Source organism: Bacillus sp. FSL K6-1012, assembly GCF_037964915.1.
Lineage (GTDB): Bacteria > Bacillota > Bacilli > Bacillales > Bacillaceae > Bacillus > Bacillus halotolerans.
In genome coordinates this window covers 3,362,487-3,386,764 of sequence record NZ_CP150175.1, presented here as the reverse complement: position 1 = coordinate 3,386,764, position 24,278 = coordinate 3,362,487, and the positions used below count along the sequence as shown (strand labels likewise).

28 protein-coding genes and 1 riboswitch are annotated in these 24,278 nt (G+C 44.2%); of the genes, 24 read left to right on the top strand and 4 right to left on the bottom strand.

The genetic code is table 11. From position 1 onward, the window contains the following. Positions 1-3: 3 nt before the first annotated feature. The 15 genes from gcvH (at position 4) to sufB (ending at position 10,909) form a co-directional block, all read left to right on the top strand. Positions 4-387 (top strand): glycine cleavage system protein GcvH, encoded by a 384-nt coding sequence (gcvH, locus tag NSS75_RS17620; RefSeq protein ID WP_010331800.1) that lies wholly within the window; start codon positions 4-6, stop codon positions 385-387. Between the two features lie 55 nt (positions 388-442). Beyond that, positions 443-679: a YusG family protein gene (locus NSS75_RS17615; RefSeq protein WP_010331799.1), complete on the top strand. Its 237-nt coding sequence runs from the start codon at positions 443-445 to the stop codon at positions 677-679. 75 nt (positions 680-754) lie between these two features. Beyond that, on the top strand, positions 755-1,108 hold the full coding sequence (locus NSS75_RS17610; protein WP_339237681.1) for a toprim domain-containing protein: 354 nt from the start codon (positions 755-757) through the stop codon (positions 1,106-1,108). An 11-nt stretch (positions 1,109-1,119) separates the two neighbouring features. After that, positions 1,120-1,440: a thioredoxin family protein gene (locus NSS75_RS17605; RefSeq protein WP_024122773.1), complete on the top strand. Its 321-nt coding sequence runs from the start codon at positions 1,120-1,122 to the stop codon at positions 1,438-1,440. A gap of 107 nt (positions 1,441-1,547) precedes the next feature. Then, positions 1,548-1,892: an SCP2 sterol-binding domain-containing protein gene (locus NSS75_RS17600; RefSeq protein WP_024122772.1), complete on the top strand. Its 345-nt coding sequence runs from the start codon at positions 1,548-1,550 to the stop codon at positions 1,890-1,892. A gap of 114 nt (positions 1,893-2,006) precedes the next feature. Then, a riboswitch (SAM riboswitch) is annotated at positions 2,007-2,113 on the top strand. Between the two features lie 105 nt (positions 2,114-2,218). Further along, the gene (gene metN, locus NSS75_RS17595) at positions 2,219-3,244 is read left to right on the top strand and encodes a methionine ABC transporter ATP-binding protein MetN (RefSeq protein WP_024122771.1); all 1,026 of its coding nucleotides are present in this window, start codon (positions 2,219-2,221) and stop codon (positions 3,242-3,244) included. Then, positions 3,237-3,905 carry a methionine ABC transporter permease MetP gene (gene metP, locus NSS75_RS17590; RefSeq protein ID WP_010331792.1) on the top strand — a complete coding sequence of 223 codons (669 nt, stop codon included), beginning with the start codon at positions 3,237-3,239 and terminating at the stop codon, positions 3,903-3,905. Before metN ends, metP begins: the two co-directional genes overlap by 8 nt. Positions 3,906-3,918: 13 nt before the next feature. Beyond that, positions 3,919-4,740, top strand: a complete 822-nt coding sequence (gene metQ / locus NSS75_RS17585) for a methionine ABC transporter substrate-binding lipoprotein MetQ (RefSeq protein WP_095714027.1) — start codon at positions 3,919-3,921, stop codon at positions 4,738-4,740. Positions 4,741-4,822: 82 nt separating this feature from the next. Then, positions 4,823-5,200, top strand: coding sequence for a carboxymuconolactone decarboxylase family protein (locus NSS75_RS17580; protein ID WP_038954281.1), 378 nt, complete (start codon positions 4,823-4,825; stop codon positions 5,198-5,200). 192 nt (positions 5,201-5,392) lie between these two features. After that, positions 5,393-5,545: a hypothetical protein gene (locus NSS75_RS17575; protein WP_010331789.1), complete on the top strand. Its 153-nt coding sequence runs from the start codon at positions 5,393-5,395 to the stop codon at positions 5,543-5,545. A gap of 176 nt (positions 5,546-5,721) precedes the next feature. Then, positions 5,722-6,507, top strand: a complete 786-nt coding sequence (sufC, locus tag NSS75_RS17570) for a Fe-S cluster assembly ATPase SufC (protein WP_010331788.1) — start codon at positions 5,722-5,724, stop codon at positions 6,505-6,507. A 17-nt stretch (positions 6,508-6,524) separates the two neighbouring features. After that, positions 6,525-7,838 (top strand): Fe-S cluster assembly protein SufD, encoded by a 1,314-nt coding sequence (sufD, locus tag NSS75_RS17565; protein WP_095714026.1) that lies wholly within the window; start codon positions 6,525-6,527, stop codon positions 7,836-7,838. Further along, a complete protein-coding gene (gene sufS / locus NSS75_RS17560; RefSeq protein WP_024122766.1) occupies positions 7,838-9,058 on the top strand; it encodes a cysteine desulfurase SufS in 1,221 nt (406 codons plus the stop codon). Before sufD ends, sufS begins: the two co-directional genes overlap by 1 nt. Continuing rightward, the gene (gene sufU / locus NSS75_RS17555; RefSeq protein ID WP_003222809.1) at positions 9,048-9,491 is read left to right on the top strand and encodes a Fe-S cluster assembly sulfur transfer protein SufU; all 444 of its coding nucleotides are present in this window, start codon (positions 9,048-9,050) and stop codon (positions 9,489-9,491) included. The genes sufS and sufU overlap by 11 nt, the downstream gene beginning before the upstream one ends. A 20-nt stretch (positions 9,492-9,511) precedes the next feature. Further along, on the top strand, positions 9,512-10,909 hold the full coding sequence (gene sufB, locus NSS75_RS17550) for a Fe-S cluster assembly protein SufB (RefSeq protein WP_003228608.1): 1,398 nt from the start codon (positions 9,512-9,514) through the stop codon (positions 10,907-10,909). Between the two features lie 1,295 nt (positions 10,910-12,204). Here sufB and NSS75_RS17545 read toward each other — a convergent pair. Together NSS75_RS17545 and NSS75_RS17540 are read right to left on the bottom strand one after the other, a co-directional pair. Continuing rightward, positions 12,205-12,477, bottom strand: a complete 273-nt coding sequence (locus NSS75_RS17545) for a hypothetical protein (protein ID WP_024122765.1) — start codon at positions 12,475-12,477, stop codon at positions 12,205-12,207. Next, on the bottom strand, positions 12,477-12,626 hold the full coding sequence (locus NSS75_RS17540) for a hypothetical protein (protein ID WP_003240873.1): 150 nt from the start codon (positions 12,624-12,626) through the stop codon (positions 12,477-12,479). Before NSS75_RS17540 ends, NSS75_RS17545 begins: the two co-directional genes overlap by 1 nt. A gap of 158 nt (positions 12,627-12,784) precedes the next feature. Between NSS75_RS17540 and NSS75_RS17535 the strand changes: the two genes are divergently transcribed. The 7 genes from NSS75_RS17535 (at position 12,785) to NSS75_RS17505 (ending at position 19,641) form a co-directional block, all read left to right on the top strand. Beyond that, positions 12,785-13,903, top strand: a complete 1,119-nt coding sequence (locus tag NSS75_RS17535) for an FAD-binding oxidoreductase (protein ID WP_268498675.1) — start codon at positions 12,785-12,787, stop codon at positions 13,901-13,903. Between the two features lie 102 nt (positions 13,904-14,005). Continuing rightward, positions 14,006-14,380, top strand: coding sequence for a nucleotide excision repair endonuclease (locus NSS75_RS17530; protein WP_024122762.1), 375 nt, complete (start codon positions 14,006-14,008; stop codon positions 14,378-14,380). A 215-nt stretch (positions 14,381-14,595) separates the two neighbouring features. Then, positions 14,596-15,582, top strand: coding sequence for a fructosamine deglycase FrlB (gene frlB / locus NSS75_RS17525; protein WP_339234150.1), 987 nt, complete (start codon positions 14,596-14,598; stop codon positions 15,580-15,582). An 80-nt stretch (positions 15,583-15,662) separates the two neighbouring features. After that, the gene (locus NSS75_RS17520; protein ID WP_024122760.1) at positions 15,663-16,931 is read left to right on the top strand and encodes an ABC transporter substrate-binding protein; all 1,269 of its coding nucleotides are present in this window, start codon (positions 15,663-15,665) and stop codon (positions 16,929-16,931) included. 57 nt (positions 16,932-16,988) lie between these two features. Beyond that, on the top strand, positions 16,989-17,867 hold the full coding sequence (locus NSS75_RS17515) for a sugar ABC transporter permease (protein WP_101859987.1): 879 nt from the start codon (positions 16,989-16,991) through the stop codon (positions 17,865-17,867). A gap of 3 nt (positions 17,868-17,870) precedes the next feature. Then, positions 17,871-18,773 carry a carbohydrate ABC transporter permease gene (locus NSS75_RS17510; RefSeq protein WP_339234144.1) on the top strand — a complete coding sequence of 301 codons (903 nt, stop codon included), beginning with the start codon at positions 17,871-17,873 and terminating at the stop codon, positions 18,771-18,773. A gap of 13 nt (positions 18,774-18,786) precedes the next feature. After that, positions 18,787-19,641 (top strand): fructoselysine 6-kinase, encoded by an 855-nt coding sequence (locus NSS75_RS17505; RefSeq protein WP_268498677.1) that lies wholly within the window; start codon positions 18,787-18,789, stop codon positions 19,639-19,641. A 24-nt stretch (positions 19,642-19,665) separates the two neighbouring features. Here the strand turns inward: NSS75_RS17505 and frlR are convergent, their stop codons facing one another. After that, the gene (gene frlR, locus NSS75_RS17500) at positions 19,666-20,394 is read right to left on the bottom strand and encodes a transcriptional regulator FrlR (RefSeq protein ID WP_024122756.1); all 729 of its coding nucleotides are present in this window, start codon (positions 20,392-20,394) and stop codon (positions 19,666-19,668) included. Positions 20,395-20,577: 183 nt separating this feature from the next. Between frlR and ugpC the strand changes: the two genes are divergently transcribed. After that, a complete protein-coding gene (gene ugpC, locus NSS75_RS17495; RefSeq protein ID WP_339234140.1) occupies positions 20,578-21,681 on the top strand; it encodes a sn-glycerol-3-phosphate ABC transporter ATP-binding protein UgpC in 1,104 nt (367 codons plus the stop codon). Positions 21,682-21,714: 33 nt separating this feature from the next. On the opposite strand, the gene NSS75_RS17490 is transcribed toward ugpC, so the two are convergent. Then, complete coding sequence (locus NSS75_RS17490) at positions 21,715-22,581, bottom strand: endonuclease (protein ID WP_024122754.1); 867 nt, start codon at positions 22,579-22,581, stop codon at positions 21,715-21,717. A gap of 456 nt (positions 22,582-23,037) precedes the next feature. Between NSS75_RS17490 and allC the strand changes: the two genes are divergently transcribed. Then, positions 23,038-24,276 carry an allantoate deiminase gene (allC, locus tag NSS75_RS17485; protein ID WP_268498679.1) on the top strand — a complete coding sequence of 413 codons (1,239 nt, stop codon included), beginning with the start codon at positions 23,038-23,040 and terminating at the stop codon, positions 24,274-24,276. The last annotated feature ends 2 nt before the right edge of the window (positions 24,277-24,278 follow it).

Below are 24,278 nucleotides of genomic sequence, written 5' to 3'. Positions count from 1 at the left end.
CAATTGAGCATACCTAAAGATTTGCGTTACTCAGAAGAACACGAGTGGGTAAAAGTTGAAGGAGAAAAAGCCAAAATCGGCATTACCCATTTTGCCCAATCCGAGCTCGGAGATATCGTGTTTGTTGAGCTTCCTGAAGTCGGCGCTGAAATTAAAGCGGACGAGCCTTTCGGAAGTGTAGAATCCGTAAAAACGGTATCTGAGCTTTACGCACCGATTAACGGAACTGTAGTGGAAGTAAACGAAGATCTTGATGACAGCCCGGAGTTCGTCAACGAATCTCCGTATGAAAAAGCATGGATGATCGTCGTTGAACCGTCTGATGCGTCTGAAATTGAAAAACTAATGACAGCAGAGCAATACGAAGAGATGACACAGCAAGACTAAAACCGGATAGCTGAGCAGGCAATTGGATACGCTAACGCTATGGGAGGTGTCCAATATGGCTTTCAGCAAACAAAAGCTCGATGTCACCAATGATGTGACAGGCCGCTTTCAAAATGGCCGGCTCTCGTTATATCATGAAGATGAGATGATCGGCCAAATGACAGGCATGAATGAATATGAGCTTAAGTCCGGTTTTACCTATGAAAATGAAAAGTTTTATAAGACAGCCGACGTGGTTTCAGGAGACGATCAGAAATATGTGGATTGTGACTACGAAAGCGGCTGGTGTTAATGTTGGCGGTGAATTTCACTGCCTTCTTTTACAATCTGAACGTTTCAAATTTGGCGGCAGGTGAAGCAGATGAACATGGACGAGCTGGAAAAAGTCTTGATTGTTGAAGGGAAATCAGATAAAGAAAAGATTGAAAGCGTCCTGAATGAGCCAGTGCGCATTCTCTGCACAAACGGAACAATCAGCCAGCTGAAGCTGGAGGAATTGGCTGACGAGCTTTATGAGAAGGACGTCTGTATTTTGGTTGATGCCGATGAATCGGGCGAGAAATTGAGAAAACAGCTGAAAAGGGAATTTAATGAAGCCTTCCATATACATATCGACAAAGCCTATAAGGAAGTCGCGGCGGCGCCCAGACACCATATAGCATCTGTATTGCTGAGCGCAAATCTGAATGTCCATACGATTTTTCTTGAAAGAAAGACCTGAGGTGTTATAGCATGAAAGAACTCCAAGAACAAGAACTTGAACACATTACTGATGATGTGTATCTCCTATATTTATATACTCCGTTTTGCGGGACCTGCCAGCTGGCAAGCAAAATGCTGACAGTCGTCGAAGAAATGCTTCCGTCTGTCGCCTTCTATAAAAATAATCTCAACTATTCACCGGCGTTTGCTAAAGCATATCAAATTGAAAGCGTCCCTTGTTTTCTGCTGTTTAAGGGCGGGAAAGTAATTGAAAGAGGGTATGCGTTTCATTCCGTTTCTTACTTATATGAGCTGATCAAACAAAAATCATCTTCTGCATCTCATTTATGACATTTTTCTCGGCGCATTCCAATGAAATTGTCGTTCGTTTTATAAAGGGGTTCTTGCGCTGAGGAGAGAAATGTGTATGTATGACCAACAAATAGGAGGTTGTACAAATGGAGAAAGCGGAAGTTTTAGAAGATGATTACCAGCATCTGTTTTTAAAACCCCTTTTGAACACTTCAACATTGCTCATTACCTTCCAAGGAGAAACAGAAGCCTTAACCGTCTCAATAAACGAACAAGGGGAAATGAAAAAGATTTCTCCGCCCCACACGTCCAACCTGACCTTTTATGGAAACCAAACAGAAATCATTGATCTTTTGCATGGAGACATTTCCCTTCAGCACCTGATCCAGAGCGGAAGCCTAAAGGTAAAGGGTTCATTCAGAGCGCTGTTAAAGCTGGAAGCCATTCTGTGGCTGACTAATGGTTTTTTTCAGAGGATTCTAAAGAATTGAAAAATAGTAAATTATTATAATAGTAAAAGTTGACATCATTTATTTTATTGACATTTTATCATTCGCCATGCTATTCTACATTAAGAATTTCCGGACGAAAAAGACTATATATTTCTCTTATCAAGAGAGGTGGAGGGAAGTGCCCTATGAAGCCCGGCAACCATCAACACTGTTGAAATGGTGCCAATTCACACGAAGCGTTCAGCTTTGAAAGATGAGAGAAAGGCGTTTTATATAAGCCTTTCTGCTCAAGTATGCAGAAAGGCTTTTCTTTTGCAGAAAAAACCGGAAGATTTCTTAGAATAGTGTTAAGGCAGGTGATCGCTTTGATCAATCTTCAGGATGTTTCAAAAGTGTATAAGTCGAAACATGGAGATGTCAATGCTGTCCAAAATGTCTCGCTTTCCATAAAAAAAGGTGAGATTTTTGGAATTATAGGATATAGCGGAGCTGGTAAAAGTTCCTTAATCCGTCTGCTGAACGGACTTGAGAAACCAAGCTCAGGAATCGTGGAAGTGGCGGGAACAAAGATTAATGAAGTAAACGGACGCAATTTAAGAAAAGCACGCCATGAAATCAGTATGATTTTCCAGCATTTCAATTTGCTCTGGTCGCGAACTGTCAGAGATAACATTATGTTTCCTTTAGAAATTGCCGGGGTGAAAAAAAGCGAGCGGATCAAGCGTGCCAATGAACTGATTAAACTGGTAGGTTTAGAAGGAAAAGAAAAATCTTACCCATCCCAGCTGAGCGGCGGACAAAAGCAGCGGGTCGGAATCGCCAGAGCGCTCGCAAACAATCCGAAGGTTCTCCTTTGTGATGAAGCGACATCAGCTTTAGATCCGCAAACAACTGATTCAATCTTGGATCTTTTGTCCGATATTAATGAAAGACTCGGTTTGACGATTGTGCTGATCACACACGAAATGCATGTCATCCGCAAAATCTGCAACAGAGTCGCTGTCATGGAAAACGGAAAGGTTGTTGAAGAAGGAGAAGTTCTCGATGTCTTCAAGAATCCGAAGGAAGAAATGACAAAACGATTTGTCCAGCAGGTGACTGAGCCTGAAGAAACAAAAGAAACGCTTCAGCATCTTCTTGACGAAAAAGCGTCAGGAACAACGGTTCAGCTCACATTTGTCGGCGAAGCGGCTGAACAGCCTCTGATTACAGAGATGATCAGAAACTTCAATGTCAGTGTCAATATTCTGCAAGGGAAAATCTCGCAGACGAAGGACGGAGCATACGGTTCATTGTTCATCCATATTGACGGTGACGAGGAAGAAGTGCAAAACGTGATCCGGTTTATTAATGACAAACAGGTGAAAGCAGAGGTGATCACGAATGTTTGAAAAATACTTCCCGAACGTTGATGTAACTGAATTATGGAACGCGACATACGAGACGCTTTATATGACGCTGATCTCTTTGGTTTTTGCCTTTGTCATCGGGGTGATCCTCGGTCTGCTGCTCTTTCTCACAAGCAAAGGGAGCCTCTGGCAGAACAAAGCGGTCAACACTGTGATTGCGGCCATTGTCAATGTATTCAGGTCTATTCCGTTCCTCATTTTAATTATTTTATTACTAGGTTTTACGAAGTTTTTAGTCGGCACCATCTTAGGGCCGAACGCGGCACTTCCGGCGTTAGTCATCGGCTCAGCCCCGTTTTACGCGCGGCTTGCTGAAATTGCGCTGCGCGAGGTGGATAAAGGCGTCATCGAAGCTGCGAAATCAATGGGAGCCAAAACATCAACGATTATTTTCAAAGTGCTGCTTCCGGAATCCATGCCGGCCCTTATTTCTGGGATCACGGTTACGGCCATCGCTTTGATCGGCTCAACGGCAATTGCGGGCGCCATCGGTTCAGGAGGCCTTGGAAACCTTGCATATGTAGAAGGATATCAGTCTAATAATACTGATGTGACCTTCGTTGCTACTGTATTTATTTTAATCATCGTTTTCATTATTCAAATGATCGGTGATGTCATAACAAATATAATAGACAAACGATAAGGGAGGATTTACATTGAAAAAGCTATTTTTAGGTGCATTACTGCTTGTATTTGCAGGAGTTATGGCTGCCTGCGGTTCTAATAACGCTGAATCCGGCAAGAAAGAAATTGTTGTTGCAGCTACAAAAACACCGCATGCAGAAATTTTAAAAGAAGCTGAACCATTGTTAAAAGAAAAAGGCTACACACTGAAAGTGAAAGTGCTTAGTGATTACAAAATGTACAACAAAGCCTTAGCTGATAAAGAAGTGGATGCGAACTTCTTCCAGCACATTCCTTACCTTGAGCAAGAAATGAAAGAAAACAAAGATTATAAACTTGTGAATGCCGGCGCGATTCACTTAGAGCCATTCGGTATTTATTCTAAAAAATACAAATCATTAAAAGATCTTCCCGACGGTGCGACAATTATCCTGACAAATAACGTGGCTGAACAAGGCCGTATGCTTGCAATGCTTGAGAATGCAGGATTAATTACACTTGATTCCAAAGTGGAGACAGTCGATGCAACACTGAAAGACATTAAGAAAAACCCGAAAAACCTTCAGTTCAAAAAAGTAGCGCCTGAATTAACGGCAAAAGCATATGAAAACAAAGAAGGAGACGCGGCCTTCATCAATGTGAACTATGCGATCCAAAATAAATTAAATCCTAAAAAAGACGCGATTGAAGTGGAATCAACAAAAGATAACCCTTACGCCAATATCATTGCAGTGAGAGATGGCGAAGAGGATTCTGCAAAAATCAAAGCGCTGATGGAAGTTCTTCACTCTAAAAAGATCAAAGACTTCATCGATAAAAAATATGACGGAGCTGTGCTTCCTGTATCTGAATAAGACTGAAACCCCGGATGAGAAATCCGGGGTTTTTTGGGTATTTTCCTTAAAGCTGTTCATAATAAAAAGGAATGTTAAACAGATGGAGGGATTTTCTTTGAATCAAGATAGAGGAAGCATGCAGGACGCGCTAAAACAATATAAACAAAGTTTAGGCACATTTGAACAGAAGATGCCGATGATGGGAAGAAAGTTTAACGAATTTACCGAACAATGCTTTGCAGCTAATTCGCTAACAGAAAGAGAAAAACAGCTGATTGCACTGGGGATCGCCATCAATGCTCAGGACGAATATTGCATGATCTATCACACAAAAGGCTGTCTTGACCAAGGAGCGACGGAAGAAAACATTCTTGAAGCTGTCAGTGTGGCGGCTGCATTCGGAGGCGGAGCTGCTCTAAGCCAAGGTGTGACAGTTGTCCAGCAGTGCATAGAGGAATTTGGAAACACTACGCATTAGAAGAAGGAATATTCCGAAAAACGATTCTCATTTCAACTCAAAGGGTCCTTTCGTCTCATCCGTTGTTATATCAAGCCATATCCATTTTGCAGCGCCGGTCGAAGAGCTGATACAATAGCAGTAAATAAATGAAGGGATTGATTCATTATTTGCAGCAGCCAGGACAGACTGGACCTCGATTATACGTCAGAAATGGAAAAAGCGATGCAGCTGTCGCATGGAATCGGGTACGAGGAATACGGACGCCGGCTGGATACAAGAATGGAAGTTGAGCGGCAGAGAGAGCTTGAATATAAAAAATGCAAACGGTATTCTGCGGAGCTTAATGAGAAAATCGGTCTTTAAAAAAGGGTGGGAATCCACTCTTTTTCTTTTTCAATTGCTTTAATAAAGTGCTGAACTTTGTTAAACTTGAGAAATGTGCAAGGCACGATAAAAAGTTGTATTTACTTTTCATTTGTTATAAAATTAGAATGAGAATAAAATGAGAATAATGATTATATATTTTTGGAGGTATAGATATGGCTGCTTCAACATTAACGATCAAAGATCTTCACGTTGAAATCGAAGGGAAAGAGATCTTAAAAGGTGTAAACCTTGAAATAAAAGGCGGAGAGTTCCACGCCGTAATGGGACCGAACGGTACTGGTAAATCAACTCTGTCAGCTGCTATTATGGGGCATCCTAAATATGAAGTAACGAAGGGCAGCATCACGCTTGACGGCAAAGATGTACTGGAAATGGAAGTGGACGAGCGTGCGCAGGCAGGTTTGTTCCTTGCAATGCAGTACCCAAGTGAAATCAGCGGTGTGACAAATGCCGACTTCCTTCGTTCTGCGATCAACGCGCGCAGAGAAGAAGGCGATGAAATTTCCCTTATGAAATTCATCCGCAAAATGGACGAAAACATGGAGTTCTTAGAAATGGACCCTGAAATGGCTCAGCGCTACCTCAACGAAGGCTTCTCAGGCGGGGAGAAAAAACGCAACGAAATCCTTCAGCTAATGATGATTGAACCGAAAATCGCCATCCTTGATGAAATCGACTCAGGTCTTGATATTGACGCTCTGAAAGTTGTATCAAAAGGGATCAACAAAATGCGCAGCGAAAGCTTTGGCTGCCTGATGATCACTCACTATCAGCGTCTGTTAAACTACATCACTCCTGATGTGGTTCACGTTATGATGCAAGGCCGCGTTGTAAAATCCGGCGGTGCAGAGCTTGCACAGCGTCTTGAAGCAGAAGGTTATGACTGGATCAAAAAAGAACTTGGCATTGAAGACGAAACTGTAGGCCAAGAAGCGTAAGCGTTAGGGGGATTAATATGACACTAGATACAAAACTATCCGTAGATCAGGAGTATCTCAAAAGCTTTTCCGAAAAGCATCAAGAACCTGCCTGGCTGAAAAACCTGCGCTTACAGGCTCTTGAACAAGCTGAGGATCTGCCGATGCCGAAGCCTGACAAAACAAAAATCACAAACTGGAACTTCACGAACTTCGCGAAGCATACAGTTGATAATGAGCCGCTTTCTTCATTAGAAGATTTGACTGATGAAGCAAAAGCGCTGATCGATGTCGAAAACGAAGATAAAACGTTATATGTACAGCGTGATCAGACGCCTGCATACCTTTCTCTTTCTCAGGAATTGAAAGACAAAGGCGTCATCTTTACTGATATTTTGACTGCTGCCCGCGAGCACAGCGACTTAGTGGAGAAATACTTTATGAAAGACGGCGTGAAGGTTGATGAGCATAAATTAACTGCACTTCACGCAGCTCTTGTTAACGGAGGGGCATTCCTCTATGTTCCGAAAAATGTTCAGGTGGAGACGCCGGTTCAGGCTGTTTATGTCCACGAAAGCAACGATACAGCTCTATTCAACCACGTATTGATTGTGGCGGAAGACCATAGCTCAGTAACGTATGTAGAAAACTACATCAGCACGGTCAACCCGAAAGATGCTGTATTCAATATTATCAGTGAGGTTATCACAGGTGATAATGCCAGTGTGACATACGGTGCGGTGGATACTCTGTCTTCCGGCGTGACAACTTATGTCAACCGCCGCGGTGCTGCGCGCGGACGCGACAGCAAAATCGAGTGGGCTCTCGGCCTCATGAACGATGGCGACACCATTTCCGAAAACACAACAAACCTTTACGGTGACGGCACTTACGGCGACACGAAAACGGTTGTTGTCGGAAGAGGAGAGCAAACAGAAAACTTCACGACACAAATCATTCATTTCGGTAAAGCTTCTGAAGGATATATCTTGAAGCACGGTGTGATGAAGGATTCCGCTTCTTCTATCTTTAACGGAATCGGCAAAATCGAACATGGCGCTTCTAAAGCGAATGCGGAACAGGAATCCCGTGTGCTGATGCTCAGCGAAAAAGCGCGCGGAGACGCAAACCCTATTCTTTTAATTGACGAAGACGATGTAACTGCAGGACATGCGGCATCTGTCGGCCGTGTGGACCCTATTCAGCTTTACTACCTGATGAGCCGCGGGATTGCGAAAGAAGAAGCAGAACGCTTAGTCATCTATGGATTCCTTGCGCCGGTAGTTAACGAACTTCCGATTGAAGGCGTTAAGAAACAATTGGTTTCTGTTATCGAAAGGAAAGTGAAGTAATGAATATCACAGATATTCGTGAACAGTTCCCGATCCTTCATCAGCAAGTGAACGGACATGATCTCGTTTATCTCGACAGCGCGGCGACTTCTCAGAAGCCGCGTGCTGTCATTGAAACACTGGATAAGTATTATAACCAATACAATTCCAATGTTCACCGGGGCGTCCATACGCTTGGAACCAGAGCGACAGACGGTTATGAAGGAGCGCGTGAAAAAGTCCGCAAGTTTATTAACGCGAAGTCAATGGCTGAGATTATTTTCACAAAAGGCACGACCACATCACTGAACATGGTGGCGCTAAGCTATGCACGCGCCAACCTCAAACCGGGTGATGAAGTGGTCATCACCTATATGGAGCATCATGCGAATATCATTCCGTGGCAGCAGGCTGTCAAAGCGACTGGCGCCACATTAAAATATATTCCGCTGCAGGAAGACGGCACGATTTCATTAGATGACGTCAGAGCAACGGTCACAAGCAATACAAAGATTGTTGCGGTATCTCATGTGTCTAATGTTCTCGGCACGATCAACCCGATAAAAGAAATGGCGAAAATTGCTCATGACAACGGGGCTGTCATTGTGGTGGACGGTGCACAAAGCACGCCTCACATGAAAATTGACGTGCAGGATCTCGATTGCGACTTCTTTGCGCTTTCTTCCCACAAAATGTGCGGCCCTACCGGAGTAGGTGTGCTGTACGGAAAGAAAGCCCTGCTGGAAAACATGGAGCCTGCCGAATTCGGCGGTGAAATGATTGACTTTGTCGGGCTTTATGAATCAACTTGGAAAGAGCTTCCGTGGAAATTCGAAGCGGGTACTCCGATTATTGCTGGAGCAATCGGTCTCGGTGCCGCAATTGATTTTCTCGAAGAAATCGGTCTTGATGAGATTTCCCGCCACGAGCACAAGCTTGCAGCTTATGCGCTTGAACGCTTCCGTCAGCTTGACGGCGTGACGGTTTACGGACCGGAAGAGCGTGCCGGGCTGATCACATTTAACCTTGATGATGTTCATCCGCACGATGTGGCAACCGTACTTGATGCGGAAGGGATCGCTGTCAGAGCGGGTCACCATTGCGCCCAGCCGCTGATGAAATGGCTGGATGTAACTGCTACTGCGAGAGCAAGCTTTTATCTGTATAATACAGAGGAAGAGATTGATAAGCTTGTGGAAGCTCTTCAAAAGACAAAGGAGTATTTTACAAATGTCTTTTAATGCAAACTTAGATACATTGTACAGACAAGTGATTATGGATCATTACAAAAACCCGCGCAACAAAGGGGTTTTGAATGACAGCATCGTCGTGGATATGAACAACCCGACATGCGGCGACCGAATCAGACTGACAATGAAGCTTGACGGAGACATCGTGGAAGATGCGAAATTTGAAGGGGAAGGCTGTTCCATTTCAATGGCATCCGCTTCGATGATGACTCAGGCGATTAAAGGGAAAGATATTGAAACAGCCCTTTCCATGTCTAAGATTTTCTCGGATATGATGCAAGGGAAAGAATATGATGATTCTATAGATCTGGGTGATATTGAAGCCCTTCAAGGCGTTTCAAAATTCCCGGCCCGTATTAAATGTGCAACCCTGTCATGGAAGGCACTTGAAAAAGGAGTCGCTAAAGAAGAGGGCGGCAATTAAAAGGATTGGAGTGAAAATGGATGGCTAAAAAAATGCCTGATATTGGTGAATACAAATATGGTTTTCACGACAAGGACGTTTCCATTTTCCGTTCAGAGCGCGGATTGACAAAAGAAATCGTAGAAGAAATTTCTCGCATGAAAGAAGAGCCTCAATGGATGCTTGATTTCCGCTTGAAATCACTTGAACATTTCTACAACATGCCAATGCCACAATGGGGCGGAGATCTAAACTCACTGAACTTTGACGAAATTACGTACTACGTAAAACCGTCTGAGCGTTCAGAGCGTTCTTGGGATGAAGTTCCTGAAGAAATTAAGCAAACATTCGACAAGCTCGGGATTCCTGAAGCTGAACAAAAATACCTTGCGGGTGTTTCTGCTCAGTACGAATCAGAGGTTGTATACCACAACATGAAAGAAGATCTTGAAGCGCAAGGCATCGTCTTTAAAGATACAGACAGCGCGCTGAAAGAAAATGAAGATATTTTCCGTGAGCACTGGGCAAAAGTGATTCCGCCGACTGATAACAAGTTTGCGGCGCTGAACTCAGCTGTTTGGTCCGGCGGATCTTTCATCTATGTGCCAAAAGGCGTGAAGGTTGAGACACCGCTTCAAGCTTACTTCCGTATCAACTCTGAAAACATGGGTCAGTTCGAACGTACACTGATCATCGTTGACGAAGAAGCAAGCGTGCATTACGTTGAGGGCTGTACGGCACCTGTTTACACAACAAACTCTCTTCACAGTGCGGTTGTTGAAATCATCGTGAAAAAAGGCGGCTACTGCCGTTATACGACGATCCAAAACTGGGCGAACAACGTTTACAACCTAGTAACGAAGCGTACAGTATGTGAAGAAAACGCAACGATGGAATGGATCGATGGCAACATCGGATCTAAACTGACAATGAAATATCCGGCTTGTATCCTAAAAGGCGAAGGCGCGCGCGGTATGACGCTTTCTATCGCTCTTGCGGGTAAAGGCCAGCATCAGGATGCGGGTGCAAAAATGATTCACCTTGCGCCAAACACATCTTCCACAATCGTATCAAAATCGATCTCTAAACAAGGCGGGAAAGTAACCTACCGCGGAATCGTCCACTTCGGACGTAAAGCGGAAGGCGCCCGTTCCAACATCGAGTGTGATACGCTCATTATGGATAACAAATCAACATCAGATACAATTCCTTACAATGAAATCTTAAATGATAACATTTCATTGGAGCACGAAGCGAAAGTGTCTAAAGTATCTGAAGAACAGCTCTTCTACTTGATGAGCCGCGGTATTTCCGAAGAAGAAGCGACTGAAATGATCGTAATGGGCTTCATCGAGCCATTCACAAAAGAGCTTCCAATGGAATACGCAGTTGAAATGAACCGTTTGATTAAGTTCGAAATGGAAGGTTCTATTGGATAACTAACGAAAAACCCTTGTTTATCAAGGGTTTTTCTTATTTTTGGCACGTGCCAAGTTTCTATTGTGCCAACTTTTATGCCAAGTTTTTTGTTATCTTGATGTGTAAGAAGCGTATTTTTCAAGCTCATCTTGTTCGATTTTTTCAGTTATGTGTGAATATTTTTCACTTGTTGTTTTAGTGTTCTTGTGTCCGAATCGTTTTGATAGATAGATATAGCAGACTTACACATGACTCAAGGGCGAAAACAGTGTGCGTGTGTCTGAAAGCATGTAAGCCTCTATATTCAACCCCTGAAGCTTGGTGATAGTTCCGAATCGTTTCACGTATAGTGGAAGGTGTAAGATAGTGCTCATTGTAATTTTGAAAAATGATTCCATTTTTTTTTGAACCTTGGATTTCCAAGAATCAATTCATTTTGCTATGTTTTAAACGTTTTTAATTCACAAATAACTTCTTCATATACGAAGATTAGGCGCAGTGTTTTAATATAGAGTTGGAGTCGGAGGAGAACAATAGAAGGAAACAATATCTCTTAAATCAACGGAATAATTATTCCATCTTCCACCGAAAAACCTATATCCATAAACTCTTGATTCCCCGATAGTCGTTAAGAAAAACCAGAAATTATCATCGTTTCTAAGCCACAAATACGTGAAACGATACAAACAATTTTGTAGATCCCAGGGATTCAGGGCATAGGGTGTCATTTGTCTTTGATATACCATAATTCGAGGTTCACTCCTTATTGCAATTAGACTTTTAACCAGTTTACGCTCAGGGTCAAAACTTGGATTGGATGTATGCCTAGTAGCCCAAAAAAATTTAAATATGAATAAAGAAGCTTATATGGAGTGGTTTATAGATTAGACACCTATTTTTATTGAGAACGGGATCTCTATTTTAAAAGGAAATTAGTACAGTTTAAATAAGCCGTGGACTTGTTCAACTAACGGGTGCATTACTTTGTAAGAACCTTCAAACGAAATGAAACGTACTCACGGCAGCACCCGTGAGTTATCACTGTAAAACTCTTATATCATGTGACTTCAGCCCATGCCAACACCGTGCTAAGTTGAGATTATAATCTATTTTAAACCATTTGAAGAAATGGCTTTATATCAAGGGTTTGGGCGCCTTTTATAAATCATTTCGTACCATTTCGAGCAAAATTAATCAAGTTCGAAACGGAAGGTTCAATCGGTTAATTTTCTTTTGAAAAGGACGTGACTGGTTACCAGTTGCGTCCTTTTATGTATGCAGAAGAAAATCCGCAGGCCGAGGGGGCCCGCGGTTTCTACACTTCATTCTCCTGATTGATGATTTGCTTTACAGATGTGCCATTGTGATATCCATTGTTCATCTCTCGTAATTGCGTATAAGCCGTGTCAAATTCCTCTTTTGACATCTGTTTTGCGGCTAATGCTGAGCATAAAATGGCAAAGGCGATCGGCATTGTATCAATGTGGATTTCGATATGGACTTCTGAGTTGCCGCTGTTTTCGATCATAGATCCATTGCTAGGCATATCTTGAGTATGTCTGTTGATAGGAATGATATTCTCGTTCATTACTCTTCTCCGTCTTGAGACTGTGCCTGTGCCTGATCCTGATCTGTATTCACGTTGACTACGACTTTTGCATTGCCGCTGTTTTCAACTTTAGCAACTGATACATTGCGCTTTTGGTTTTCTTCATTTTCATGACGATTTTCGCTCATGGTATCATCCTTTCTCTATTGATAGTGACAGGATATTCAATAGGAGAGTGAAGAGATTGGACGAACTTCGCGGTTTTTCCACATTGGGGCTAAAGGTCGAAGGAAAGCACTCTATTTGGTAAAATGAATAGATATTATAAAAGAAAAGGTGTTTGCATATGAAGTCTTACATCATCGTCGGCGCAGGCATACTAGGTGCATCGACGGCTTATCATCTCGCAAAATCAGGAGCCCGGGTTACGGTGATTGACCGGAAGGAACCGGGACAAGCTACGGATGCGGCGGCGGGAATCGTCTGTCCTTGGCTGTCGCAGCGCCGCAATCAGGATTGGTATCAGCTCGCTAAGGGCGGAGCGCGATATTATAATGATTTAATCAATCAATTGGAAGAGGACGGAGAAACAGACACCGGATACAAGCGTGTCGGTGCGATCAGCATTCACACTGATGCGATGAAGCTCGATAAGATGGAGGAGCGGGCGTATAAGAGACGCGAGGATGCGCCGGAGATCGGTGACATCACCCGTTTGTCTGCGAGTGAAACGAAAAAGCTGTTTCCCATTTTAGCTGATGGCTATGAATCGGTTCATATCAGCGGCGCCGCTCGTGTGAACGGGAGGGCGCTATGCCGGTCGCTTTTAAATGCTGCCGAGAAACATGGTGCAGTCATTGTAAAAGGAAACGCGTCCTTGCTTTTTGGGAACGGAAGAGTCACCGGTGTCCAAGCAGACAAGCAGCAGTTTGAGGCTGATAATGTGATCGTGACTGGAGGGGCATGGGCCAATGAATTGATGAAGCCTCTGGGCATTCATTTTCAAGTGTCCTTTCAGAAGGCGCAGATTATGCATTTTGAAATCTCTGGCGCAGATACCGGATCGTGGCCGGTGGTGATGCCGCCGAATGATCAGTATATTCTGTCCTTTGATGACGGCAGAATTGTAGCAGGCGCCACCCATGAAAATGAGGCCGATCTTAAAGACCTGCGTGTGACAGCAGGGGGACAGCATGAAGTCTTGAGCAAAGCACTTGCCGCAGCCCCGGGGCTTGCTGACAGCACAGTCATTGAAACAAGAGTGGGCTTCAGACCGTTTACACCGGGGTTTCTGCCAGTGGTGGGTGCCGTGCCGAATGTTCAAGGACTTTACGCCGCTAACGGTTTAGGCGCGTCGGGATTAACGATGGGGCCGTTTCTCGGTTCAGAGCTCGCAAAGCTAGTTCTCGGAAAGCCGACAGAAATAGACCTTAGCCCTTATGATCTTGCCGGAGCGCTTGCATAATAATGAAAGGCATGACAAACAAATATAATAAAGCTGTTCTAGCTTTTCTTTCCTGTCTGTGTTAGCATTTATCTTTAATGAAAAAGAGGACGTGAACTGATTTTGATAAAAATTGATATACCCGCACCGAATGTGACGATCACCGAGCGACAGCAGTCAGCCAATCATAACGAACCGAAAATAAAGGCGATTCACGGGTTCATTGACTTTCACCAGATACCAAGGGATAAAGGCGGCATCTTCATGTTTTACAACATTCATGACGAGCTGCTGTTTGTCGGTAAAGCCAGAAAGTTAAGACAGAGAATTAAAAAGCATTTTGAAGACACTGTCTCACCGATCAAAAATCACAGAGACGAAGTTTATAAAATTGAAGTATGTGTAGTTGAAGATCCAATGGAAAGAGAAATTTACGAAACCTATATCATCAATACACAGCACTCGAAGTACAATATAGACAAGGTATTTTTTAAATAAGAAGTCAGTCTGCGGATTGAGCAGTGAAGCCAGAGCTTATGTTAAGTTCTGGCTTTTTGATTTGGCATTTTTCTACACGTAGGCCTGTTGTCTATCACCTAATTAAATTATTGAGAAATTTCAGAAAATGATATTGACAATCCAAGCTGCGGACTTTAATATAACAATATATAATGTTATATAACGTTATATAATAAAAACGAGGAGTGAAGGATTTGAGTCAGGTCACAGCAAAAGTTAATCGTGAGGTTCAAGCTTTCTTGCAGGATTTGAAAGGAAAAACCATTGACCATGTATTCTTTGTCGCATGCGGAGGGTCTTCGGCCATCATGTATCCGAGTAAATATGTGTTTGACAGGGAGTCAAAATCAATCAGCTCTGACCTTTACAGCTCTAATGAATTTATTCAGCGAAACCCTGTTCAGCTTGGTGAAAAGTCTCTTGTCATTTTGTGCTCGCATTCGGGAAATACCCCGGAAACGGTAAAAGCCGCTGCATTTGCGAGAAGCAAAGGCGCGCTTACGATTGCAATGACGTATAAGCCGGAGTCTCCTTTAGCACAGGAAGCGCAATATGTAGCCCATTATGACTGGGGTGATGAGGCGCAGGCGATCAATACGAACTATGGCGTTCTATATCAAATCGTTTTCGGCGCTTTGCAGGTATTAGAAAACAATACGACATTTGAACAAGCAATAGAAGGTTTAGATCAATTGCAGGCTGTGTATGATGAAGCCCTTAAGCAAGAAGCAGACAACGCACAGCAATTTGCAAAAGCACATGAAAAAGAAAGCATCATTTATACAATGGCAAGCGGTGCAAACTACGGTGTCGCTTACTCCTACAGCATCTGCATTCTCATGGAAATGCAATGGATTCATTCCCACGCCATTCATGCCGGAGAATATTTTCACGGACCGTTTGAAATTATTGATGAATCCGTGCCGTTTATCATCCTGCTCGGTTTAGATGAAACAAGGCCTCTTGAAGAGCGGGCGCTTACCTTCTCGAAAAAATATGGCAAAAAGCTGACTGTGCTCGATGCCGCATCTTACGACTTCACTGCAATTGACGATTCAGTAAAAGGCTACCTTGCTCCGCTTGTTCTTAACCGTGTGCTGAGAAGCTATGCGGACGCTTTGGCAGAAGCGAGAAATCATCCTTTATCTCATAGAAGATACATGTGGAAAGTTGAGTATTGATCTGAAAAAGAGGAACCATTATGCATTAGACTATAATGTTATATAACATTATAGTCTAATGTCCAGAGGAGGCCAACCCTTTGAAGAAAATGTTTTTATTTTTGATCATTGCAGCTGTCAGTATGCTCACCATTGCGGGCTGTTCGAGCCAGAGCAGTTCAGCGGATGGAAAGGTGACATTGAAATTTTTCCACAGATGGCCGAAGGAGCCGGAAAAAAGGTATTTTGAAGAGGTTGTAAAGGAATTTGAAAAAGAGCATCCGGATATCGACATTCAAACTGAAGCGGTTTTGAATGACTCCTATAAAGATAAAATTAAAGTTATGCTGGGAACCAGCAGCCCTCCTGATATTTACTTCTCATGGAGTGACGAGTTTGCTTTTAAATTTATCAGAGGAAATAAAGCACTTGATCTCTCGTCCTACTACAAAGATGATACAGATTGGTCATCGCAGCTCGTTCAATCGCAAGTTACACCATTTACGTATGAAAACAAACAATATGGCGTGCCGTGGCAAATGGACGCTAAATCATTTTTCTATAATAAAGATATTTTTAAAAAGCTCAATTTAGAGCCCCCGGCGACTTGGGATGAACTCATCGATGTCTCCAAGAAGCTGAAAGAAAATGGCTATACGCCGATCAGTTTCGGAACAAAAGCGCCTTGGACAATCTCACATTATATCGGCACGCTGAATCAGCGGATGGTCGATGAAAAAACAAGAGAAAAGGATTATAACGCCAAAACGGGTGAATTTACCGATGAAGGCTATGTGAAAGCACTTGAAAAGCTGCAGGAACTGATGCCTTACTTCAATAAACATGTAAATTCCGTCGACCATGAATATGTGAGACAGCAATTTAAGAGCGGAAAGTCGGCGATGATATATGCGGAAACGGCTGAAATCAAACTGGTCGAGCCAGTGAATCTAGGGATGTTCTCATTCCCTGAAATCAGCGGGCAAAAAGGATCTTCAGAAGCGTTAACGGGGGCGCCTGAAGGATTTATGATTTCTTCGAAAACAAAACATCCGAAGGAAGCAGTGGAATTTTTGCAATTTCTGACGTCGAAAAAAATGGGTGAAAAGCTCGTTAAAGACGTTGGCAAATACAGTGCGGTGCAAGGAACGGCAACCGAAGAAAATTCTACAGCCATTCAGCGTGAAGCCGTTCAGCATATCGTAGATGCCAAATCAATGGTTCCGTGGTTCGATATGGATGTTGATGTTGAAATCGCAGATGTGTACTTAACAAGCGTCCAGCAAATGCTTGGCGGCGACATGACACCGGAGCAAGTCATGAAAGCCGTCCAAAAAGCAGCCAAGCAAGTGAAGGCGTCAGCTGAATAAATCAAAGAAAAGGTGAAGCGACGCACCTTTTCTTTTTATAAAGGAGATGAGTTATCCTTGGTCAACCAAAATAGAATAATCCCCTATTTGTTTTTACTGCCGGCTCTTGTTTTTCTACTTTTCGTTTATATCCCGATTTTTGAGAATGTCTTTCTCAGTCTGTTTCAATGGAGCTCTTTTTCTCCGGAAAAAACGTTTATCGGATTGAAGAACTATGTTGAATTATTTCGTGATCCTGTCTTTTATCAAGCCCTCACGAATAACGTGCTCTACGCAGTGATCTCAATTATATGCCAGGTGTTTGGCGGTTTGATTTTGGCGGCGGTGCTTGAGGATAAGCTGGTCAGAAAATGGTCGCCTTTTTTTCGTACCGTTTTCTTTTTGCCGGTTGTCATCTCAATGACGGTTATCGCGCTTTTATTTGATTTTATTTACAACCCTGAGACGGGGCTTTTGAATCAGCTGCTTCAGGCAATCGGGCTGGATCAGCTGACGAGGGCATGGCTCGGGGAGGACAGCACGGCTATGCTTTCTGTCATCTTTGTATCGCAGTGGCAGTCTGTCGGTTATATTGCGATGCTGTATATTGTGTCGATTCAAAAAATACCGGATGAACTGTATGAAGCGGCGCGGCTTGACGGTGCGGGGAAAATTCAGCAGTTTTTTCACATTACCATTCCCCAGACGAAAGAGATGTCTTTTGTTGCGGTGGTGATGACGCTGACAGGCGCTTTTACAGTGTTTAACGAGCCGTACATTTTGACAGGCGGCGGACCGGGAAACGCTTCTGAGGTATTAAGCACATTCTTATATAAAAGCGCCTTTACAAAGGATATGATGGGCTATGCTTCAGCGATTGCCACTGTTGTGTTACTCATTACGCTTGCTTTGTCGCTCATGCAAATGAAGTTCTTTAAAACCGGAAAGGAGGATTAACAGATGCTGCCTCAAAAGAAGACAGATTCGTTCAGATTAGAGCCTGTGCCTGACCGGCACATCGAGGTGAAAAGAAAGCCGAGGCGAAAATGGTATATCGGAGAAACGTCTGTATGGGTTTTTCTGTTTCTTTATCTTATCGCGATTGCTTATCCGCTTTTATGGATGGTCATGAGCGCCTTTAAAAGCTCGGATGATATTTTTGAGAACAGCTGGTCGCTGCCGTCTTCGTGGCATCCGGAGAACTTTGTGTCCGCCTGGAATCAGGGGATTTCTTCTTATTTTATGAACAGTGTGATCGTGACGGCGCTGACATGTGTGATTACTGTTTTTATCAGCGCATGGGCGGCGTACGGGCTTTCGAGGTTAGAGTTTAAAGGAAGAGGGTTCTTTTTGGTGCTTTGTCTTGGCGGTTTGATGCTGACGCCTCAGGTCAGTCTTGTGCCGCTTTATTCCATTATTCAGTCGCTTGGGCTTTACAATACGTATTGGGCTTTGATTTTGCCTTATGCGGCTTATCGGATTCCATTTACCATCATTTTAATCCGCTCTTATTTTCTTTCTATTTCTAAAGAATTAGAAGAGGCGGCTTATTTAGATGGGTGTACGAGTTTCGGAGTATTTTTCAGAATTTTCTTACCAATGAGTGTGCCGATTTTAGTGACGTCGGGTATTCTGACAGCTTACCATACGTGGAATGAGTTTATGTTTGCGATTATTTTCATAGATGACGAGAATTTGCGGACCATTCCAGCGGGGCTGATGCAGTTCCGAGATGCACTGCAGACGGATTGGGGCGTCTTGCTGGCGGGATTAACGATTTCTGCCGCGCCGATTATTATTCTATTTTTATTTATGCAGAAATATTTTGTCCGCGGGATTGCAAGCGGAAGTGTAAAAGGATAAAGGAGGAAGCATAATGAAATTAATTGCTGTTGGAGACAACGTTGTAGACTACTATCAGGATCAAGAAACATTCTATCCGGGAGGAAATGCCTTAAATGTCGCAGTGCTTGCAAAACGGCTCGGGCATGAGTCTTCTTATATCGGAATCGTTGGCAATGACGAAGCCGCGGCTCATCTGCTGAATGTGCTGAAATTGGAGAAGGTCAACGCTGATTTTATTCGCCAGGCGCATGGGGAAAACGGAATGGCAATCGTTACCCTTGATGAACAGGGGGACCGGACCTTTGTCCGATCGAATAAGGGCGGCATCCAGTCGCGTCTCCGTCTTGTGTTTCAGGAAAAGGACTTATCTTTTATCAGCGGGCATGATCTGCTGCATACCAGTGTGTACAGCAGGCTTGAGAACGATTTGCCGCAGCTGTGCGGGCTGATCCCGGTCTCTTTTGATTTTTCAACAAATCGAGAGGATGAGTATTTGAAAAAGGTCTGTCCTTATGTGACGTACGCGTTCTTTTCAGGAAGCGATTTGAGTGAGACGGAGTGCGGCCAGCTTGCCAAAAAGGCACATGAGTACGGAGCAAAAATCGTTTGCATGACCCGCGGCGGGCAAGGGGCGATCCTGTCTGCGGGAGACCGAATCTATCATCAGCCGATTGTGGAAGCTGATATAATAGACACACTCGGAGCGGGAGATTCATTTATCGCGGGATTTTTGACTGCGTTTTGTGAGAAGCAGGATATGATGAACGCTTTGCGCCAAGGAGCGGAAACAGCTGCGAAAACATGCGGAGTGTACGGGGCATTCGGCTATGGCTATCCCTATCGCCTGGAGGAAGGGGGAAGCAGTGAAAAAACGAGAATACTATAAGCAGTGTCTCGTTTTTTATGCCTGTCATGTGTAGGGACTGTTGATTGTAAATGTGACACGGTTTGTGTGCATCAAAAACAGTGAGCAGTAGATCGGCTGATCGTTTGAGGTAAATGCGGTTTTATCGATTTCAAACAGCGCATCCCCGATATCGCAATCTAAGTATTTGCTTTCCTCCTGCTGGGCATAGACAACATTTAATAGTTTTGTATTGTGAGTGGGAACAACTTGGTATTGCTGCTTTAAAATATCATGCATAGATACACCGTCAGCAATAAACGTATTGATGGCAGGAAACATGTCCAGCGGGTAATGCGTGATCTCAAAGGTGAGCGGCTGATCATCGTTATATAAAATCCGTTTTAATTCAACGACAGGGCTCTCGGGATTGATCTGAAGCTTTTCGGCGATCGGTTTCGATGCTGGAATGATTTCATGGGACAGAACCTGGTGCTTCGGTTTTTTTCCGGTTGATTCCATAAATTCCGAGTAGCCGTTTACTGCGATCAGCTCTCTCTTCAATTTAGGGCTTTTAACGAACGTTCCTTTTCCCTGCTGCCTGATCAGATAGCCTTCTTCGACCAGATCGAGAATGGCTTTTCTGACGGTAATGCGGCTGACATTATACTTGCTGCAAAGCTCGTTTTCTGTGGGCAGCTTGGCAGCCGGGGAATACAAGCCCTTTTTAATGTCATCTGTTATGATTTGTTTTAGCTGAATGTATAAAGGTGTTGAACTTCCATTGTTTAACAAGGGGTAGCCTCCTTTTAAGCTATTATTTATATTATAATGTATTATGACGTTATAATACAAATTTGCGTTTTTTGTTTTAGAAATATAGCAAATATGGGAATCGATTACTCTAAAAATAACAGAAAGACCGAGTTGTTTCCAGTGACGAAATAACGGAGAAAAAAAGACGGGGGGAGTTTTCTGATGGCTTCATTAACATTTGAACATGTCAAAAAATCATATCATTCACAATTAACGGTGAAGGACTTTGATTTAGATGTAAAAGATAAAGAGCTTTTGGTGCTGGTGGGGCCGTCAGGATGCGGCAAATCGACAACCCTGCGGATGGTGGCTGGGCTGGAAAGCATTTCGGAAGGAAGCCTCTTCATCGATGGGGAACGGGTCAATGATCTTCCGCCGAAGGAGCGTGATATCGCGATGGTGTTCCAAAACTATGCGCTGTATCCGCATATGACTGTTTTCGATAACATGGCATTTGGACTGAAGCTTAGAAAAATGCCGAAACAAGAAATTGCCGAGCGGGTGCATGCAGCTGCAAACATTTTGGAGATTGAGCATTTGCTGAAGAGAAAACCGAAGGCACTTTCCGGCGGCCAGCGGCAAAGGGTGGCGCTTGGCAGATCAATTGTGCGGGAACCAAAGGTCTTTTTAATGGACGAGCCGCTTTCTAATCTTGATGCGAAGCTGAGAGTGACAATGCGGACAGAAATCAGCAAGCTTCACCAGCGGCTAGAAGCAACCATTATCTATGTCACCCATGATCAGACTGAAGCGATGACGATGGGCGATCGGATTGTCGTCATGAATGAAGGTAAAATTCAGCAAGTGGCCAAGCCTCATGATATCTATCATTATCCGGCAAACCTGTTCGTGGCCGGGTTTATTGGCTCTCCCGGAATGAACTTTTTCAAAGGCATGATTGAAGAGCACCATGGCGAGCTGTTTTTCACAAACCCTTCGATCCGGCTTCATATCCCTGAAGAAAAGGCAAAACGGCTGAAGAAAAAAGGCTATGCCGGACAACCGATGACAGCCGGTGTACGGCCGGAGCACATCGCACAAATGACTGGAAATGACCGGCTGTTTGATTCTGTGTTTAAAGCGACGGTGGAAGTGAATGAAAATTTGGGATCTGAGCTGATTGTGCATGTCAGCGCCGGGAACGAGCGGCTCACGGTTCGCCTGGATGGCGGCAATCGAATCTCCGCGGGCGATACAATTCAGCTGGCGGTGAAAATGGATCACGCCGTCTTTTTCGATGCTGAAACGGAACAGGCTGTGTATTAGAAAAGGTGCTCCCTTCGGGGGAGCACCTTTTTCTTACGGCCAAATGTCGTCTGCCCATTCAGGGTGATCGATAAATGGATTTCGGTTGTGCTGATATTTTTCATAAATGATTTCATTTCTTTTTCTTTCGCGGGCATCAACAGGGTCCTGCCTATTCCATTCAAGCAAGGCGGATTGTTTTCCATGATAAGGAGCAGAGCCGTTTCCTGTCCTATCATTGAGCTCAAGGTCAGGGTAGCCGTCATCTCCTTCGTAACGGACAGCCATGTAAAACAGCATGCGGGCGACATCGCCTTTCACATCATCGCGGGGCTCCCAAGAATCTCCGTCATAATAATTTCCGGGTGCTTTCGCATACTCGTTGCCGCCGTTGTCAAAGTCCATGTTGCCTCTGGCACTGTTTACTTGGACGTCTGCTGGACGCAAGTGATGAATATCAGTGCCGGGCCCTTTGCTTGTACCAAAATCGCCATGGGATTTCGCCCAGACATGCTCCCGGTTCCAGTCCCCGACATTGCCGCCGTTCAGGTTTTTCGAACGGGATTCATTCGTATAGAGCAGGATGACGTTATTCGGATTGGCCGGATCTGCATCTGTTTCTTTCAGCGCGTTCCATACCTCGCTGTAAGACAGCATCGTATGTCCGCTAATGATGCGGTGCAGCGCGCTTTTTAACGCCTCTCCGCTTTTTCCTTCAGCACCTTCATAATAGGTGTCTGTGTCGGCGTATGGTGCAGCGGGAGAGACTAATGTGAGAATGCCTCCGGAGGCTGCGGAAGAAGTAGCTGCACGGCCATTCAGGTTCAATCCGGTTTGCGCGCTTGCTGAGGCAGAGGGCGCAAACCATCCGGAAATCAGTAATACACAGACGAGCGGCAGAAACCTTGCTTTTTTTGTCATCACTTGCCCTCCTTTAGATCAGATCATGTCTATTATCTAAAATTGAGATAAAGGTTAGAAGTGTCATTTTGTATATTTTTTATTAAATTTGTAAATTAGTAACTTTGGAGGAGGCGGAACTCTATTGTTCCAGGATCTTTAGTCCGCGTTATTGCTCCCGCTGAGTTTTGGCAAGCGCTGTTCCTTGATCGAGTGCTGCTTCACTGAAAGCATTGCCTTCCCGTGTTTTTCGCTAGTTCATACAATAAATCTTTAGAACCACTTTTTCCTCTCGCTGTTTTTTTAATCCATCGCTGCCTATTGACTCTCTTCCTTACTGGCTGCTATTCCTAAAATGGAATGGCAGGCTGGTTATTATGACCAAAAAACAAACGTTTTTTTGGTTTATGTGCTGATGAACTATACGTCTTCCTCCCTCTATAATGAAGTCACCATAACGGCCAGAGGAGGAAGCACATGGAAAAGCAGAGGCTTTCAGTAGAAAGCGGCATCGCTGATTACATCGATTGGCTTGCCCAATTCGGTGCGTCTGCTGATGGCGGAGTGACGAGACTTTTGTACACCAAGGAGTGGATGGACGCGCAGCTCGCCGTGAAAGAGGAGATGTCGGCATTTGGGCTTGACGCCAGATTTGACGACGTCGGCAATGTCTTTGGAAGGCTTCAGGGCACCCAGTCTCTGGATGAAGTGATTTTAGCCGGCTCACATATCGATACGGTGATCAATGGGGGAAAGTATGACGGCTCATATGGCGTGCTTGCGGCAATGCTTGCTTTAAAGCAGCTCAAAGAAACATATGGAGCGCCGAAAAAAACGCTTGAGGCCGTGTCTTTATGTGAGGAAGAGGGCAGCCGTTTTCCGATGACATACTGGGGATCAGGGAATATGATGGGTGCTTTGTCATTGAAGCATGCGGAAGTACCGAGAGACGGATCAGGTGTTTCATTACAAGAGGCGATGCATGACAACGGTTTTGGCAGAGGCGTGTATCCGTCAGCGCACAGGACAGATATCAACGCTTTTATTGAAATTCACATTGAACAAGGACAGACGCTTGAAATGTCAGGACGAGATCTCGGTGTGGTGACAAGTATAGTCGGGCAGAGGAGATATCTGATTACGCTTGAGGGAGAATGCAACCACGCAGGGACCACCTCCATGAAGTGGCGCAAGGACCCGCTCGCAGCCAGCAGCCGAGTGATTCATGAACTGCTGTTTCGCGCTGAAGAACAGCCGGATGAGCTTCGTCTGACATGCGGAAAAATGACGGTGCAGCCCAATGTGGCCAATGTCATACCTGGATGGGTGCAGTTTTCAATCGATATTCGACATCAAAATCAGTGTGTACTGGAGCATTTTCATGAAGAAATGACTGCTGTCATCAACGGCATTTGTAACAAAAAAGGGATTCACGCCATGATTGATGAATATATGCGGATAGAGCCTGTGCCGATGGACAAAACGCTTTCTGCCAAGGCTCTTGAGACAGCGGCAGAAAACGGTATCAGCTGTGAAGAAATGGTGAGCGGGGCAGGGCATGATGCGCAAATGATCGGAAGGAGCTGCCCCGCTTGTATGCTGTTTGTGCCGAGCAGAGGCGGCATCAGCCATTCGCCGAAGGAGTTTACTTCTGCACGTCAGCTTGAGATCGGCGTCCGCACATTGACTAATTTATTATACAAACTGGCTTACTGATG

Excerpts from the sequence above, each read along its gene's own strand:
- NSS75_RS17615 (WP_010331799.1), top strand. The coding sequence starts at position 443 with ATGGCTTTCAGCAAACAAAAGCTCGATGTCACCAATGATGTGACAGGC.
- NSS75_RS17610 (WP_339237681.1), top strand. The coding sequence starts at position 755 with ATGGACGAGCTGGAAAAAGTCTTGATTGTTGAAGGGAAATCAGATAAA.
- NSS75_RS17605 (WP_024122773.1), top strand. The coding sequence starts at position 1,120 with ATGAAAGAACTCCAAGAACAAGAACTTGAACACATTACTGATGATGTG.
- NSS75_RS17600 (WP_024122772.1), top strand. The coding sequence starts at position 1,548 with ATGGAGAAAGCGGAAGTTTTAGAAGATGATTACCAGCATCTGTTTTTA.
- metP (WP_010331792.1), top strand. The coding sequence starts at position 3,237 with ATGTTTGAAAAATACTTCCCGAACGTTGATGTAACTGAATTATGGAAC.
- NSS75_RS17580 (WP_038954281.1), top strand. The coding sequence starts at position 4,823 with ATGGAGGGATTTTCTTTGAATCAAGATAGAGGAAGCATGCAGGACGCG.
- NSS75_RS17575 (WP_010331789.1), top strand. The coding sequence starts at position 5,393 with ATGGAAAAAGCGATGCAGCTGTCGCATGGAATCGGGTACGAGGAATAC.
- sufC (WP_010331788.1), top strand. The coding sequence starts at position 5,722 with ATGGCTGCTTCAACATTAACGATCAAAGATCTTCACGTTGAAATCGAA.
- sufD (WP_095714026.1), top strand. The coding sequence starts at position 6,525 with ATGACACTAGATACAAAACTATCCGTAGATCAGGAGTATCTCAAAAGC.
- sufS (WP_024122766.1), top strand. The coding sequence starts at position 7,838 with ATGAATATCACAGATATTCGTGAACAGTTCCCGATCCTTCATCAGCAA.
- sufU (WP_003222809.1), top strand. The coding sequence starts at position 9,048 with ATGTCTTTTAATGCAAACTTAGATACATTGTACAGACAAGTGATTATG.
- sufB (WP_003228608.1), top strand. The coding sequence starts at position 9,512 with ATGGCTAAAAAAATGCCTGATATTGGTGAATACAAATATGGTTTTCAC.
- NSS75_RS17545 (WP_024122765.1), bottom strand. The coding sequence starts at position 12,477 with ATGAACGAGAATATCATTCCTATCAACAGACATACTCAAGATATGCCT.
- NSS75_RS17540 (WP_003240873.1), bottom strand. The coding sequence starts at position 12,626 with ATGAGCGAAAATCGTCATGAAAATGAAGAAAACCAAAAGCGCAATGTA.
- NSS75_RS17535 (WP_268498675.1), top strand. The coding sequence starts at position 12,785 with ATGAAGTCTTACATCATCGTCGGCGCAGGCATACTAGGTGCATCGACG.
- NSS75_RS17510 (WP_339234144.1), top strand. The coding sequence starts at position 17,871 with ATGCTGCCTCAAAAGAAGACAGATTCGTTCAGATTAGAGCCTGTGCCT.
- NSS75_RS17505 (WP_268498677.1), top strand. The coding sequence starts at position 18,787 with ATGAAATTAATTGCTGTTGGAGACAACGTTGTAGACTACTATCAGGAT.
- ugpC (WP_339234140.1), top strand. The coding sequence starts at position 20,578 with ATGGCTTCATTAACATTTGAACATGTCAAAAAATCATATCATTCACAA.
- NSS75_RS17490 (WP_024122754.1), bottom strand. The coding sequence starts at position 22,581 with ATGACAAAAAAAGCAAGGTTTCTGCCGCTCGTCTGTGTATTACTGATT.
- allC (WP_268498679.1), top strand. The coding sequence starts at position 23,038 with ATGGAAAAGCAGAGGCTTTCAGTAGAAAGCGGCATCGCTGATTACATC.